The organism is Haloferax gibbonsii ATCC 33959 (assembly GCF_000336775.1).
Taxonomy (GTDB): domain Archaea; phylum Halobacteriota; class Halobacteria; order Halobacteriales; family Haloferacaceae; genus Haloferax; species Haloferax gibbonsii.
The window spans coordinates 112594-126143 of the sequence record NZ_AOLJ01000013.1 but is presented as its reverse complement, the minus strand read 5'-3'; the positions used below and the strand labels follow the sequence as shown (position 1 = coordinate 126143).

The following is a 13550-nucleotide window of genomic DNA, read 5'->3' as shown; positions in this document are numbered from 1 at the left end:
AGGATATATACGTCTTCGGGTGCAGCCGTCTCGGTAGCCATCCCCGACCGGCCCTTACAAAACTCTTATCGGCCGCACCGCCGGAGTGACGGACATGGACGAAGCCGACGTACGCGACCGCTTGCGTGCGGTCGAGGACCCCGAACTCGGAGACGACATCGTCTCGCTCGGACTGGTGAACGCCGTCGAGGTCGACGGCGACACCGCCCGCATCTCGCTCGCGCTCGGTGCCCCGTACTCCCCGGCGGAGACGGACATCGGCCGTCGAATCCGCGAGGTCCTCGCCGAGGACGGACTGGAGGCCGACCTCACCGCCAAGATTCCGAGCGACCGCGACCCCGACGAGGAGGTCCTCCCCGGCGTGAAGAACATCATCGCCGTCGCCTCCGGCAAGGGCGGCGTCGGGAAGTCGACGGTCGCCGTGAACCTCGCGGCGGGCCTCTCGAAGCTCGGCGCACGCGTCGGCCTGTTCGACGCCGACATCTACGGGCCGAACGTCCCGCGGATGGTCGCCGCCGAGGAAGCGCCGCAGGCGACCCAAGACCAGACCATCGTCCCGCCGGAGAAGTACGGGATGAAGCTCATGTCGATGGCCTTCCTCGTCGGCGACGACGACCCGGTCATCTGGCGCGGCCCGATGGTCCACCAACTTCTCACCCAGCTCGTCGAGGACGTGGAGTGGGGCAGCCTCGACTACCTCGTCCTCGACCTCCCGCCGGGCACGGGCGACACCCAACTGTCCATCCTTCAGACGCTCCCGCTCACGGGCGCGGTCATCGTCACGACCCCGCAGAACGTCGCTCTCGACGACGCCAACAAGGGACTCCGGATGTTCGGCAAGCACGACACGAACGTCCTCGGCATCGTCGAGAACATGAGCACGTTCCGGTGTCCCGACTGCGGGAACCGCCACGACATCTTCGGCGCGGGCGGCGGCCGCGAGTTCGCCGCGTCGAACGACCTGCCGTTCCTCGGGGCGCTCCCGCTCGACCCGGCCGTCCGCGAGGGCGGCGACGGCGGCAAGCCCATCGTCCTCGAAGACGGCGACGAGACGGCCGACGCGTTCCGCGTGATGACCGAGAACATCGCCGACATGGTCGGCGTCGTCCAGCGGCGGACCGTCAGCGAGCGATGAGCGACGACGGACGGCCCGACGCGGGCGGGGACGCCGATGCGGATGCGAGCCCAGAGGCGGACCCCGACGAGGTCGACTGGGAGATGGCTCCGGACTCGGACGCCGACTTCCCCGCGGACCCCGAACGCGTCGCGTTCCTCCGCGACATCGCCGACGACGTCTACGGCGAGTCCTCCGAGAGCCGGCAGGTGTCGGCCATCCTCTACCGCGTCAGCGACCTCTACGACCCCGACGGCGACACCTCGCCCGAGGAGATTTACCTGAACGTCCGCCACATCATGGACATCAAGGCGCAGGGCGGCATCGACCGCTGAACTGACTCCCCTGACCGCCGAACCACCCCCGACCGTCCGACTCGCGTTCGCCTCCGCTCGGTTCACTTCCGCTTTTCTCGATTCCGTGATTCGAGCGACTGCGCCCTCTTTGCCCGCGTCTCCTCCGATTCGCCCCGTGTTCACTTTCACCACGCACTCGCCGACTCGGTTGCCCCCCGCCAGCGAGGGTGCGACTCGATTATCTGCGCGGACCGGGCGGGTTTTGGTTCCGGAGCCGAATTCGAGGGTGTGGACGCACACCAACGCCAGTTCCGGAACCCCTTCTCGATGGACACCGACTGCACGAACTGCTCGGCGCTCTGCGAGACGCGCGAGCAGGTCGTCCACGGCTACGGCGACGTGGGCGCGGAGTTCCTGTTCGTCGGCGAGGCTCCGACAGCGGCCGCGGAGCGGACGGGCGTCCCCTTCACCGGCGACGAGGCCGGCCAGCGCGTCCAGCGCATCCTCGGCGACCTCGGGTTCGTCCGGTCCGAGCCTGACGCCGACGAACCGGACGTGCAGAACGTCTTTTTCACGTACCTCACGCGCTGTCGGCACCCCGACCGCGGGCCGACCGATAACGAAGTCGCGACCTGCGAGCCATACCTGAACGCGGAGATTCGGATGATAAATCCGCACATCATCGTCCCCGTCGGACAGGCCGCGCTGGAGGCGCTCGCGTTCGACTACACCACGCGCGCGGCCGACAGCTTCGACGTCGACGCGGAGCACGCGACGACCATCCGCGGCCGCGGCTTCGAACTCGTCCCGATGAAGGAGCCGGAGCGATTGACCGACGCCGACGCCGAGGCGTTCGTCGAACACGTCCGCGAGTCGGTGTTCGGCCGGGACTACCGGCAGACGAAGGGTCGGCAGAGTCGCTGAAACGGGACGGCGCGCGGAGCGTTCCGTCCCCGCGGCCCCCCGATTCGACGGGTCACAAGCGGCGGGTTCAAGGGTTCCCCGGCGCGAGGGGAGGGTATGACGGTCATCGCCGTACTCGCCGAACCGCCGCGGCCGGGACTGGTGCTTTCGGAACTCGCGGAGACGAGTCCGCTCACCGAAGCCGAAGCCGCGGAGCTCTACGCCGCGATGCTCAAAGACGCCTGTATCGCCGTCGAGCGCTCCGGCGGCGACCTCCTCGTCAACTACCGTACCGAGGACGACCTCCCGGACGAGTTCGCCGGGGACCACGACTCGGAGGCCGAGATTCGGAGCGTCGTCGCCGACGCCCTCGGCGGCACCGACGGCGTGCGGTTCGAACCGCAGGTCGGCTCGTCGTTCTCCGCCCGCGCGGGCAACACCGTCTCGCATCTCCTCAACGAGGAGGAGGTCCACTCGGCCGCTATCGTCCGCCCGGTCGCGCCGCTTCTCGGGCGCACCCACATCGACAGCGCGGCGATGAAGCTCCGGAGCACGCCCGTCGTCCTCGGCCCCTCGACGGAAGGACGCGTCTACTTCTCGGGCTTCCTCGACCCCATCGATTTCACCGACGCCTACGCGGAGCCGGAAGTCGAGACGCTCGCCGAGCGCGCCGACGACGCGGGCCACGGCCTCGACTACGTCCCGATGCTTCCCGTCCTCGAAACGGGCGCGGACCTCGCCACGGTCGTGCCGATGCTCCGCTCGCGGGTCGAGTCGGAGCGGGTCGTCCCCGAGCACACGACGACGTTCGTCTTCGAGAGGGGGCTTCGGGTCGAACCGACCGACGGCGTGTTGGAACTCGTCCGCGACTGAGCGAAGCGACAACACTTAGGTATCCGACTCAAAACTGTCGTGCGAAGGTGGGATGGCGGAGTGGCCTAACGCGCCTGCCTTGAAAGCAGGTTTCCTCACGGAATCCTGGGTTCAAATCCCAGTCCCACCGCATTCTCAGAGAATCGACCGACAACCCCACAAAAACCGACCCACCGCCGCCGACCCGCTCAGAACCGGTACGCCATCATCACTTCGTCGACGTGCTCGTCGCCGATAGTGTAGTGGTCCCTGCGAATCGCCTCGGTCTCCCAGTCGTGGTCGCCGAGGAACTCCAGCGCGCGGTCGTTCGTCATCGGAACGCTGTTGTACACTTTCCGGAAGCCGTTGGCTTCGGCCCAGTCGAGGCCGCGGCGAAGCAGGAGGCTGCCGATGCCCGAACCGCGGTACTCTCCCTTGACGCCGACGGTCTGCTGGGCGGTCTCGCGGATGCGCGACACCTGCGGGAGGTCGAGGTGCGTCCAGCCGACGACCTCCTCGCCGATGGTGGCGACGAAGAACACCCGAGACTCCACCCGGTTGTGGCGCGTGACCGCCTCGTCGTAGAGGAGTTGTTCGGCGATTGTCTCGGCGACGACGTACGTCTCTTCGGACGTCACGTCGCGAATGGCGTCGACCAGACCCTCGAAGTCGCGCTGACGGGCGGGTCGGATGGTGACGATTCCCGCGTCGGTCTCGTGTTCCTCGATAGCGCCCACGTCGAGCGCCAACTGGAGGGTGCCGCCGTCTTCTTGGAGATAACCGCGGGATTTCAGTCGCTCCAGTTCGGTTCTGAACTCGTCGGACGAGACGGGCGCGACGTCGAGGAGGACGTTCCGTTTCGCGGTGCCGTGCCGCTCGACGTACTCGTAAATCAGCTTGCTGGCCTCGGATTCGAACGTCGGCCGCTCGGTCGCTCGCATGACTCCAAGAACGATGGCGTGCCACGCGTATATTTCTTGTTCATCGGTAGCAAGCGACACGAAGAGGCGAGGGCGACTCGGCCGCGACGTTCCGCGTGACAAATTCCCACAAATGCGTAACGGCTTTGAATCGGCCTGCCAACACTCGGGTATGGATTGGCCACACGACCCGGACGGCGAAGAGGGGAGCGAAGGCGGACGCAAGTACGGCCAGGCAGTCATCGCGAAGAAGATCGACGAAGACGAGGACTTCCCGCTGAACAAAGCGGAGTTCGTCGAGGAGTTCGGCGACCACCCCATCCGACTCGACTACGAGCGCGTCGTCTCGCTCGCGGACATCTTCGAGCACGTCGAAGGCGAGGAGTTCGGCGACTTCGTCGAACTGCACAAGGCAGTCGGCAAGGCGATGCGCGAAAACGACTTCTGGTTCTACGAGGGCGCAGCGCAGTTCGTCACCGGCAAGAACGCGTAATCTTCGAGGCCCCGATTTTCGACCCGCGACGCCGCGTTAGTTGTCGGGCCCGCGGGACGAGGTCCGCTCTTGGACTTTCCGTTCGATAGCGTCGCGCTCCCAGGTGCGCGTCTCGTCGCCTTCGACTTCCGCTTGGACTTTCTCTTCGAGCAGCGTGACGGCGACGCTGTTGGCCCCCTCGGGAATGATGAGGTCCGCGTGCTTCTTCGTCGGCTCGATGAACTGCTCGTGCATCGGCTTGACCGTCGAGAGGTACTGGTCGATGACGCCCTGGAGGTCGCGTCCGCGGTCGATTGCGTCCCGCTGGATGCGCCGGAGGATGCGAACGTCGGCGTCGGTCTCGACGTAGAGCCGGAGGTCGAGCATCTCGTTTACGTCCTCGTCGTAGAGCGCGAGAATCCCCTCGAGGATGATGACGTCGGTCGGTTCGACGGTGTTCCGCTCGGGCTTCCGGTTGTGTATCTCGAAGTCGTACTGCGGCATCTCGACCGCTCTCCCCTCCAGCAGTTCCGAGAGCTGTTCGTACAGGAGGTTCCACTCGAACGCCGAGGGGTGGTCGTAGTTCACCTGCTCGCGCTCGGTCATCTCGAGGTGACTCTGGTCTTTGTAGTAGTTGTCAATCGGAATCCGCGTCACGGACTCGCCGACGTTCTCCGTGATGAGTCGGGCCACGGTGGTCTTGCCGGCACCGCTCCCCCCCGCGATACCGATAACGAACGACGGGATAGTCATTGTCCCAAAGACGCCCGCGAACGGGTTTGAACGCAGCGGTTCTCCGGCTTCGGCGCGTTGGGTATATAAAGCACGGTGTCTGACGTTCTCACACAGCCGATTCTCGCACCGCCGTCGGTCGCAATTATCATGGCTTTTCAAACGCAGGGAGTAAATTTTATAAGCGGGAGTTGCCATTGCCTTTCACATGGTACGTGATATCGTACGCCGCGACTTCCTCAAGGGAGTGGGAGCCGCGGGCGCGGCAGGCTTGACTGGCTTATCCGGATGCATCGGTGGCGGCGGCGGTGGCGGCGGTCCCGAAGGACTCGTCGTCATCGGCTACCCCGAAAGCGGTATTCAACTGTTCCGTGACTACTACAGCGCGTCCGACGGGAGCGAGGAGATACTCGTGCCCGACGGGATGCGCTCCGGGTCGATGCCCGGACAGGTCGGCAACGACATGGCGAACGTGACCGGGACGGCACCCGCCGCTGGCGGTCCGAACCAAGACACGTTCAATCAACTGTTCGAAGACGAGTACGGCGCGGCTCCGGGCGTCTTCACGTCGCAGACCTACGACTCGGTCGCGATTCAGCTGCTCGCGAACGCCGCCGCCGGGGAGAACTCCGGCCCGGCCATCAAAGACCAGATGCGCCGGATGGCGAACCCCGATGGAATGACCGTCGGACCGGACAACCTCGTCGAGGGCGTCGAGGCGGCCGCGAACGGCGAAGACATCGACTACCAGGGCGCGTCCTCGTCCGTCAACTTCGACGAGAACGGCGACCCGGCGGAAGCCGCGTACGCCATCTGGGAGTTCGACGCCGAGAACAACGCCACGTCGAGCGTCGAGACGCAGTCGTTCGCCGGCGAGAACCCCGACGGGAACGGCCCGTCCGCGGACAGCGGTCCGGGCGGTTCCGACCGCGAGATGTCGGTCGGCATCCTCCTGCCCGAGACCGGCGACCTCGCGGCCGTCGGTGCGCCGATGATTCAGGCCGCGCAGATTCCGGTCATGCAGGTCAACGACGCCAACCCGGCCGGGCTCTCCGTCAACGCGCAAATCGAAGACACCCAGACGTCCCCGGACGCCGGTGTCTCCGCCGCGCAGTCGCTCGTCTCCGCGGGCGTTCCGTCCGTCTGTGGGTCCGCGTCCTCCGGCGTGAACGTCCCCGTCTCGAAGCAGGCGTTCATCCCGAACGAAATCGTCGGTTGCTCGCCGTCCTCGACGGCGCTGTCCGTCTCGAACCTCGAAGACAACGACTTCATCTTCCGGACTGCACCGTCCGACTTCCTGCAGGGCCGCGTCATGGCGCAGGTCATGGCCGAGCGCCTCGAAGTCAGTTCGGTCTCGACGCTGTACGTCAACAACGACTACGGCCAGCAGCTCTCGGAGCGCTTCTCGAACGTGTTCAGCGACTCGTTCGACGGCGAAGTGTACAACCAGGTCGCGTTCAACATCGGCGAGTCGTCGTACTCCTCCGTCATCGAGACGGCGCTCTCCGGCCCGGACAACTAAGACCGACTCGGCAGACCCGACTTTTCTTTCGTCGCCACCGACGCGAGCGGTTGCGCTCATCTTCTACCATCCGTCTCCCACCGCACCCCCGCGACCGACACAAGACACTCACACGACACGAACACGGTAGTGACCCTCGACGGTGGCTCATCGGGTGGTTCGGACGACAGAGACGGCGGCCTCTCGGTCGAGTCGTTCCAGTACGTCTGCGATTGACGGCGGAAAAATAGCGTGGACCGCCGAGACGGGCTATCCGCCGAGGAAGTCCTGCCGGACCTGTTCGTCTTCGAGGAGCGCCGTGCCGGTGTCCATGTAGCGGTTCTGCCCGTTGGCGAGGACGTAACCGCGGTCGCAGCGCCGGAGCGCCTCCTTCGCGTTCTGTTCGACCATCAGGACGGCCGTGCCGGCCTCGTTAATCTCGTCGATTTTGTCGAACATCTCCTCGACGAGGTCGGGCGCGAGCCCCGCCGACGGTTCGTCGAGGAGCAGCAGGTCGGGGTCGAGCATGAGCGCGCGACCCATCGCGAGCATCTGCTGTTGCCCGCCGGACATCGTGCCCGCCTTCTGGTCTTTCCGCTCTCTGAGGATGGGGAACCGCTCGTAGACCGCCTCCATGGCGTCCTGCGGCACCTCGTCGAGGATGTACGCGCCCATTTCGAGGTTCTCTTCGACCGTCAGCGTCGGGAAGATGTTGTCGTTCTGCGGGACGTAACCGATGCCGACGTGGATGATGTCCTCGGGTCGACGCCCGGTGATGTCCTCGTCTTTGAACCGGACGGTCCCGCCCATGTGGGCGGTCAGACCGAAGACGGACTTCATCGTCGTGGACTTGCCGGCCCCGTTCGGGCCGACGATGGTGACGTACTCGCCGTCGAACACGTCCATGTCGACGTCGGTGAGAATCTGGAGGTCGCCGTAGCCGGCGTCGAGGTCGCGGACGCGCAGGAGCACGTCCTCGCGTCCTTCGACGCCCGCGCCGCTCGTCGCGTCGGTGTTGGCGTCGACGCTCATACGTTGCCCCCGAGGTAGGCCTCGATGACCTCTTCGTTGCTCCGAATCTCGTCCGGCGTCCCCTCCGTGAGCACCGAGCCCTGGTGGAGGACGATGACGTGTTCACAGTTGTTCATGATGAGGTCCATGTCGTGTTCGACGAGCAGGAACGTGTAGCCCTGCTCGCGGAGTTCGTGTACGTGTTCGAGCAGTTTCTTCTCGAGCGTGGGGTTGACCCCGGCGAACGGCTCGTCCAAGAGCAGCATGTCGGGGTCGGTCAGGAGCGCCCGCGCCATCTCGAGGAGCTTGCGCTGCCCGCCGGAGAGGTTGCCCGCGTACTCCTCTGCGATGTGGGCGATGTCGAAGAAGTCGAGCACCTCCCAGACGCGTTCGAGGAGTTCCTCTTCCTGTTCGCGGACGTCGTCGCGGACGCCCGGCATGACGGAGCGCCACAGCGTCTCGCCGCGCTGGTGTTTCGGCGCGAGCATCATGTTTTCGAGGACGGTCATCTCGCTCAGTTCGCGGGCGATTTGGAACGTCCGAACCATCCCGCGGTTGGCGATTTCGTGCGGCTCCTCGCCGGTGATGTCCTCGCCGTTGAACGTGACCGTGCCGGCGTCGGGCTTGAGCATGCCCGTGATGAGGTTGAACGTCGTCGACTTGCCGGCCCCGTTCGGACCGATGAGACCCGTGAGCGACCCGGCTTCGACCTCGAAGGTCGCACCGTCGACGGCGGTGATGCCGCCGAAGGACTTCTCCAGTCCCTCGACTCGGAGCGGGTAGTCGACCGACGTGTCGACGCCGGAGGCGAACGCGCCGAGCGCGTCTTCGTCGACCTTGTTCGCCACGTCTTCGACCGGCTGGTCCGCGGCGTCACTCATCGGTCTCACCTCCCTGGGCCGCGGCGTCGACGCCGCCGTCGGTGCGGACCGAGTCGTCGCTGCCGCCGTCGGCGGTCATCGACTTCGGCCGCGACAGCGGGATGACTGACGCGGTCTCCTTGCGGTAGCCGAGCATCCCCTCCGGCCGGTTGTGCATCAGCCAGATGAGCACGAGCCCCATCACGACCAGTTGGAGCTGCCGGATGCTGTCGACCGTGTACAGGAGGAACGGCACGGGGTCGAACTGCGAGATGAGCGGCGAGATTGCCTGCCCGAAGCCGGACGGCGAGTCGAGGTTGGGGAACACCGCCGACACGAGGTTCTGGAAGTACCGCGGCCCCTGGTAGAGCACCGCCGCGAAGACGGCCCCACCGAGGACGCTGCCCGTGTTCGAACCGGCCCCGCCGATGATGAGCGCGATCCAGATGAAGAACGTCACGCGCGGCCGGAAGAAGTTCGGCGTCACCGCGCCCTGCGGAACGAGCCAGAGGATGCCGGCGAGCCCCATGAGCGCACAGCCGAGCATGAACGACTTGATTTTGAACCGGTCGGTGTTCTTGCCGAGGGCGTTCGCGACGTCCTCGTCCTCGCGGATGGCCTTCAGCACGCGACCGAACGGCGATTCGCCGGTGCGCTTGAGCAGCCAGTAGAAACCCGCGACGAACCCGAGGAGCAACAGCCCGTAGACGAGGCCGTCGACGACCGGCTTGGGGTTCCTCGGCACGAGGACCTGGAAGGCGTCGACGAAGCCGAGGTATCCGTTCCAGAGGCCGACGCCGCGAAGCAGCGCCTCCAGCGGCGGGGCGAAGTCGAGGATGAGACCCGACCCACCGCCGAAGCCGACGCGGTTACCGAACAGCTGGAACTGCTGGAGTTCGCCGGAGAGGAAGCTGAACCGGACGATTTCCGACATCGCGATGGTGACGATTGCGAGGTAGTCGGCTCGCAACCGAAGCGCCGGGAGCGCGACCACGAGTCCCAACAGCGCGGCCGCGGTCATGCCGGCGAGGATGCCCACCCAAAGCGGCAGGCCGAGTCCGCCGACCTGCGCCGCGCCGCCGGCGACGTACGTCGGCTTCGTCACGATTGCCGTGACGTAGACGCCGACGGCCATGAAGCCGACGATGCCGATGTTGAACAGCCCGGTGTACCCCCAATGGAGGTTGAGCGCGAGCGACAGCATGGCGAAGACGCCGATGTAGAACGTCAGCGTCGCGATGGAGTTGAGCTGACCGCGGAGCGTGTATCCGAGGACGAACCCCGCGAGGACGTACGCGAGGTACGTCCCGAGGAGGACCAGTACGATGAGGCCCGCGTCGCCGCCCGGGATGCGGGCGGTGAAGTCGTCGCGGACGCTCATGCGGTCGCCCTCCCGCTGAACAGCCCGGACGGTTTCACGAGGAGGATGACGATCATGACGACGAAGGCCGCGGCCCGCGAGAACGCCGAGGGAATCCACAGGACCGACATCGACGCCGTCAGTCCGATGACGAGGCCGCCGGCGATGGCCCCGTAGATGGAGCCGATGCCGCCGAGGATGACCGCGGCGAAGATGAGAAGCAAGAGGAGCCACCCGTCGTTGAACCCGAGCGTCCCTTTCCAGAGGATGAACATGTACCCCGCGACGCCGGTCAGCCCGCCGCCGATAATCCACGTCGCGCGGACGACGCGCTCGGTCGAGATACCGGTGATGAGCGCGAGGTCCTTGTTGTCGGCCATCGCGCGCATCGCCTTCCCGAGTTTCGTCCGCTGTAAGAGGACGTGGACGCCGAGCATCAGGGCCGAGGCGACCACGAGAAGCGTGATGTCGTGGGCGTTGATGAAGACCGTGCCGTCGATGAAGTACAGCGACACCGAGGGCGGCTGCGCGGTCGTGCCGCGCACGTCAGAGCCGAAGACGAACTGCATCAGGTAGCGCAGCGCGAACGCGACCCCGATGCTCGTGATGAGGAGGGTGATACCGTCCTCGTTCCGAATCGGTTTGAAGATGGTCCGGTCGACCGCGAGCGACAGCGCGATGGCGAAGCCGCCGGAGACCACGATGCCGGCGACGACCGCGAGCGGCGTCGAGAGCATTCCGATACCGAGCGTCCCGCCGTAGACCGACCCCCCGGCCCCGACGAGCAGGAGCGCGCCGATGTCGGCGCGTCCCAGTCCGGCGATGAGGTACGTCGTTGCCCACCCCGAGAAGGCCCCCGCTGTGATGTAGTCGCCGTGCGAGAAATTAGCGAAGTTTAGAATACTGTACGTCATCGACAACCCGATGCCCGCGAGGCCGATTACGAGCCCCCGCATCAGACCATCCCAGACCAGCGTGCCAATGTCGGCAAACTGCGTCTGCCCTGTTGCTAACCCGCGAAGCAAGTCACCGAATAGTACGACTACGATGACCGCCAAGACGAGCGCGAACGGACGCTCGATGGCGAGCTGCCTGCCACGGGAGTAGGTTTCGGCAATACCCATTGATAACTATCCTCATGATATGTGCGGACGATAAACATAGATAAATCTTTCTTCATCGGTCGTCTTTACTGACCCCGCTCGGCACCCCGCAGGGCCGCGATTCCTCGATTTCGGTCCGAATCGCCGACACTTAAAAGCGGATAGAGCCCCGACAGGGCCCATGCGCGTCAGTTCGGCGGCGTTTTCCGACCTCGCTGACCTCGCCGACCTGTGGGTCGAACTCGCCGCGGACCAGCGGTCGTTCGGGTCGCACCTCCGCGCCGACGCCAATCGGACGCCGATACGGGAGGCGCTGGCGCGACACGTCGCCGCCGACGGCGTGCTCGTCGCCCGTGAGGAGGGGACCGATGGGGCCGAGAAGAACGACGGGAACGACGCGGAGGGACCGGAGACGGGCGACATCGTCGGTTTCGTCATGTTCGACATCGAGGCGGGGGCGTACGAGCAGGACGCGACCCGCGGGATGATTCGGAACCTGTTCGTCCGCCCGGCGTACCGAGACGCCGGGGTCGGCGCGCGACTGCTGGCGGCGGCGGAGACCGCGCTCGGAGACGCCGGCGCGGATACCGTCGCGTTGGACGTGCTGGCGGACAACGACGCCGCCCGTCGGTTTTACCGACGGCACGGCTACCGACCGCACCGCGTCGAACTGGAGAAATCGATGCGAAACGATACACACTCAAAGGAGGACCGGTAATCGACGGACGCGCCAGGAGAGCATGGGCGGTTCATGCACTCGACTTGTAATCGAGACTTCGTGGGTTCAAATCCCACTCCTGGCTTCTGTCGCCGGTTCGACCTTTTTTGCGCCCCACGCGGGCCCCGCGTTCAGTCGTCGCGAGCCGGAGCCGCGCCCGCGGGTCGTCGATACGGTTTCAGTTCCGCCTCGCGGGCGGCCGGACCCGAATGAGGAGGAGCGACCCCGGCACGCCGAGGACGAGCGCCCGAAACGGATTATGCTTGATGATAACGTCGGGGTCGAGCGGCTCCGACTGGAGGTCGGTGATGCGGATGCACGAGTAGTAGACTGTGACGTGAGTGAGCACGTACGCGAACGCCGCGGGGACGACGACCGGATACCGGATGCCGCTCATCGCGAGCCCCTCGAACGCGAGGGCGGTGAGCGCCGAGATGAACAGCAGGTTTCCCAGTTGGAGCGTGACACCGGTCAGCGCCGTTATCGCGGTGTCGAACAGCGACGCGCCGTAGGGGGTGTACGTGAGCGCAGTGACGACTGCCACCGCTCCGAGAAAGAGCCCGGCGAACAACCCAGATAACGCGTACACGAACTCCATTGGAGGACCGTTACGGGACCGACGGGGGCGATGAATTTAGTTCTACCTCCCTCGTTATCGCGGTCGAAAATCAGAGAACCCCGCCGAGCGCGGCGGGACGCGGCGTCGAGACGGAATTTTATCTTTATCCGGAACGTCGTGTTCGGTATGAACGGGACCGATCAATTCATGTTCGCCGTGACGCTTCTCATCTTCGCGCTCCTCCTCGTCGGCCTCCTTCTCGCACTCATCTAGGGAGAAAACTTATGTGATATTCATGGAGGATACTAGATACCATGCCGGAATGTCAGAACTGTGGTTCGTTCGTGACGCCCGCATACGCCCGAGTCTTCACTCCCGATGGCATGGAGAATCCGCGTGTCTGCCCGAACTGCGAGGATATGGTCCGCGACGGCGCACAGGTCCGGGCGGCGCGGTCGCCAAGGAATCACTGACTCGCCGAGCCGTCACTGAGCGACGTGGTAGCGTTCGGCGTCCTGTCGGACGAAGCCGCGCTTCGACAGCGTACTGAGGATGCTGTAGAGGGCGATTTTCTTCATCTCCAGCCCGTTTTGCAGGTCGGTGATGGACGCGCCGTCGTGCGTGGTGAGATAGAGGTACACGAGCTTGGCCGAGGGCGATTCGAGTTCGCCGGGGACTTCGATGGTCGGAACCGTCTGTTGCATGGTCGTTGTCATCCCCTTTGCTTCGACGATAATAAAACTCTCTTACAACAATCGTCGAAGAACCGAGGTCGGGGGTGAGGCCGCGAACGTCCCGAATTCGAGAGAATCGTTGTATTCGTCACGAACGTACATCGGATAATTGTCGGTGTTCGACGCCGCCGACTTCGACTGTCGTCGAAGGGAGCGGGTCGCGGGCCGGCGGGCGGCGAGGCCCGGCGGCGCGCGGTTCCGAGACGGAAGGGGCGGGAGTCGAACCACGCGAAGCCATTGAAAACCACCGGACCGACCGCGAGGGCCTGCGCCGGTGTGCTCTACCACTGAGCCACCCTTCCGGGCGGCTGTAAGGGTCGAGCGGGCAAATAGCCGTTGGTGGGCTCCGGCCGCGGTCGCGCGATTCGGCGCGCTGTGCGCGTCGGTGCACCGCTCGGGAGTCGACGTCGAAAGA

At 65.5% G+C, this 13550-nt stretch carries 16 protein-coding genes and 3 tRNA genes; 10 read left to right on the top strand and 9 right to left on the bottom strand.

Going from position 1 to position 13550, the window contains the following annotated elements:
• Positions 1–94 precede the first annotated feature (94 nt).
• From C454_RS08355 to C454_RS08335, 5 genes are all read left to right on the top strand, one after another.
• Positions 95–1135, top strand: coding sequence for an Mrp/NBP35 family ATP-binding protein (locus C454_RS08355; RefSeq protein ID WP_004974495.1), 1041 nt, complete (start codon positions 95–97; stop codon positions 1133–1135).
• The gene (locus tag C454_RS08350) at positions 1132–1449 is read left to right on the top strand and encodes a hypothetical protein (RefSeq protein ID WP_004974493.1); all 318 of its coding nucleotides are present in this window, start codon (positions 1132–1134) and stop codon (positions 1447–1449) included. The genes C454_RS08355 and C454_RS08350 overlap by 4 nt, the downstream gene beginning before the upstream one ends.
• A gap of 249 nt (positions 1450–1698) precedes the next feature.
• Positions 1699–2334 (top strand): uracil-DNA glycosylase, encoded by a 636-nt coding sequence (locus tag C454_RS08345; protein ID WP_004974488.1) that lies wholly within the window; start codon positions 1699–1701, stop codon positions 2332–2334.
• A gap of 96 nt (positions 2335–2430) precedes the next feature.
• A complete protein-coding gene (locus tag C454_RS08340) occupies positions 2431–3186 on the top strand; it encodes a hypothetical protein (RefSeq protein ID WP_004974484.1) in 756 nt (251 codons plus the stop codon).
• A 46-nt stretch (positions 3187–3232) separates the two neighbouring features.
• Positions 3233–3316: transfer RNA gene (locus C454_RS08335), tRNA-Ser, on the top strand.
• A 58-nt stretch (positions 3317–3374) separates the two neighbouring features.
• Here C454_RS08335 and C454_RS08330 read toward each other — a convergent pair.
• On the bottom strand, positions 3375–4106 hold the full coding sequence (locus C454_RS08330) for a GNAT family N-acetyltransferase (RefSeq protein WP_004974483.1): 732 nt from the start codon (positions 4104–4106) through the stop codon (positions 3375–3377).
• Between the two features lie 151 nt (positions 4107–4257).
• On the opposite strand from C454_RS08330, the gene C454_RS08325 reads away from it, so the two are divergent.
• A complete protein-coding gene (locus C454_RS08325; RefSeq protein ID WP_004974481.1) occupies positions 4258–4578 on the top strand; it encodes a DUF5785 family protein in 321 nt (106 codons plus the stop codon).
• A 36-nt stretch (positions 4579–4614) separates the two neighbouring features.
• On the opposite strand, the gene udk is transcribed toward C454_RS08325, so the two are convergent.
• The gene (gene udk, locus C454_RS08320) at positions 4615–5310 is read right to left on the bottom strand and encodes a uridine kinase (protein WP_004974480.1); all 696 of its coding nucleotides are present in this window, start codon (positions 5308–5310) and stop codon (positions 4615–4617) included.
• 187 nt (positions 5311–5497) lie between these two features.
• Here udk and C454_RS08315 point away from each other — a divergent pair, with 187 nt between their 5' ends.
• The gene (locus C454_RS08315; RefSeq protein ID WP_049905047.1) at positions 5498–6811 is read left to right on the top strand and encodes an ABC transporter substrate-binding protein; all 1314 of its coding nucleotides are present in this window, start codon (positions 5498–5500) and stop codon (positions 6809–6811) included.
• 249 nt (positions 6812–7060) lie between these two features.
• On the opposite strand, the gene C454_RS08310 is transcribed toward C454_RS08315, so the two are convergent.
• The 4 genes from C454_RS08310 to C454_RS08295 are packed head-to-tail and all read right to left on the bottom strand — an operon-like array spanning position 7061 to position 10977.
• Positions 7061–7822: an ABC transporter ATP-binding protein gene (locus tag C454_RS08310; protein WP_004974477.1), complete on the bottom strand. Its 762-nt coding sequence runs from the start codon at positions 7820–7822 to the stop codon at positions 7061–7063.
• The gene (locus C454_RS08305) at positions 7819–8682 is read right to left on the bottom strand and encodes an ABC transporter ATP-binding protein (RefSeq protein ID WP_004974475.1); all 864 of its coding nucleotides are present in this window, start codon (positions 8680–8682) and stop codon (positions 7819–7821) included. Before C454_RS08305 ends, C454_RS08310 begins: the two co-directional genes overlap by 4 nt.
• Positions 8675–10042, bottom strand: coding sequence for a branched-chain amino acid ABC transporter permease (locus C454_RS08300; protein ID WP_004974473.1), 1368 nt, complete (start codon positions 10040–10042; stop codon positions 8675–8677). The genes C454_RS08305 and C454_RS08300 overlap by 8 nt, the downstream gene beginning before the upstream one ends.
• Positions 10039–10977, bottom strand: a complete 939-nt coding sequence (locus C454_RS08295; protein WP_004974466.1) for a branched-chain amino acid ABC transporter permease — start codon at positions 10975–10977, stop codon at positions 10039–10041. Before C454_RS08295 ends, C454_RS08300 begins: the two co-directional genes overlap by 4 nt.
• A gap of 328 nt (positions 10978–11305) precedes the next feature.
• Between C454_RS08295 and C454_RS08290 the strand changes: the two genes are divergently transcribed.
• Positions 11306–11842 (top strand): GNAT family N-acetyltransferase, encoded by a 537-nt coding sequence (locus C454_RS08290; RefSeq protein WP_004974464.1) that lies wholly within the window; start codon positions 11306–11308, stop codon positions 11840–11842.
• An 11-nt stretch (positions 11843–11853) separates the two neighbouring features.
• A tRNA-Thr gene (locus C454_RS08285) sits at positions 11854–11927 on the top strand.
• Positions 11928–12020: 93 nt separating this feature from the next.
• On the opposite strand, the gene C454_RS08280 is transcribed toward C454_RS08285, so the two are convergent.
• On the bottom strand, positions 12021–12440 hold the full coding sequence (locus tag C454_RS08280; protein ID WP_004974462.1) for a hypothetical protein: 420 nt from the start codon (positions 12438–12440) through the stop codon (positions 12021–12023).
• A gap of 275 nt (positions 12441–12715) precedes the next feature.
• Here C454_RS08280 and C454_RS21355 point away from each other — a divergent pair, with 275 nt between their 5' ends.
• Positions 12716–12874 (top strand): DUF7563 family protein, encoded by a 159-nt coding sequence (locus C454_RS21355; RefSeq protein WP_013035319.1) that lies wholly within the window; start codon positions 12716–12718, stop codon positions 12872–12874.
• A gap of 12 nt (positions 12875–12886) precedes the next feature.
• Here the strand turns inward: C454_RS21355 and C454_RS08275 are convergent, their stop codons facing one another.
• Complete coding sequence (locus C454_RS08275; RefSeq protein WP_008094913.1) at positions 12887–13105, bottom strand: helix-turn-helix domain-containing protein; 219 nt, start codon at positions 13103–13105, stop codon at positions 12887–12889.
• Positions 13106–13339: 234 nt separating this feature from the next.
• Positions 13340–13437 (bottom strand) — tRNA-OTHER (locus C454_RS20305).
• Positions 13438–13550 lie beyond the last annotated feature (113 nt).

Coding starts and splice junctions, on each gene's coding strand:
- C454_RS08355 (WP_004974495.1), top strand. CDS start 95: ATGGACGAAGCCGACGTACGCGACCGCTTGCGTGCGGTCGAGGACCCC.
- C454_RS08350 (WP_004974493.1), top strand. CDS start 1,132: ATGAGCGACGACGGACGGCCCGACGCGGGCGGGGACGCCGATGCGGAT.
- C454_RS08340 (WP_004974484.1), top strand. CDS start 2,431: ATGACGGTCATCGCCGTACTCGCCGAACCGCCGCGGCCGGGACTGGTG.
- C454_RS08330 (WP_004974483.1), bottom strand. CDS start 4,106: ATGCGAGCGACCGAGCGGCCGACGTTCGAATCCGAGGCCAGCAAGCTG.
- C454_RS08325 (WP_004974481.1), top strand. CDS start 4,258: ATGGATTGGCCACACGACCCGGACGGCGAAGAGGGGAGCGAAGGCGGA.
- udk (WP_004974480.1), bottom strand. CDS start 5,310: ATGACTATCCCGTCGTTCGTTATCGGTATCGCGGGGGGGAGCGGTGCC.
- C454_RS08315 (WP_049905047.1), top strand. CDS start 5,498: ATGGTACGTGATATCGTACGCCGCGACTTCCTCAAGGGAGTGGGAGCC.
- C454_RS08310 (WP_004974477.1), bottom strand. CDS start 7,822: ATGAGCGTCGACGCCAACACCGACGCGACGAGCGGCGCGGGCGTCGAA.
- C454_RS08305 (WP_004974475.1), bottom strand. CDS start 8,682: ATGAGTGACGCCGCGGACCAGCCGGTCGAAGACGTGGCGAACAAGGTC.
- C454_RS08300 (WP_004974473.1), bottom strand. CDS start 10,042: ATGAGCGTCCGCGACGACTTCACCGCCCGCATCCCGGGCGGCGACGCG.
- C454_RS08295 (WP_004974466.1), bottom strand. CDS start 10,977: ATGCGGGGGCTCGTAATCGGCCTCGCGGGCATCGGGTTGTCGATGACG.
- C454_RS08290 (WP_004974464.1), top strand. CDS start 11,306: ATGCGCGTCAGTTCGGCGGCGTTTTCCGACCTCGCTGACCTCGCCGAC.
- C454_RS08280 (WP_004974462.1), bottom strand. CDS start 12,440: ATGGAGTTCGTGTACGCGTTATCTGGGTTGTTCGCCGGGCTCTTTCTC.
- C454_RS21355 (WP_013035319.1), top strand. CDS start 12,716: ATGCCGGAATGTCAGAACTGTGGTTCGTTCGTGACGCCCGCATACGCC.
- C454_RS08275 (WP_008094913.1), bottom strand. CDS start 13,105: ATGCAACAGACGGTTCCGACCATCGAAGTCCCCGGCGAACTCGAATCG.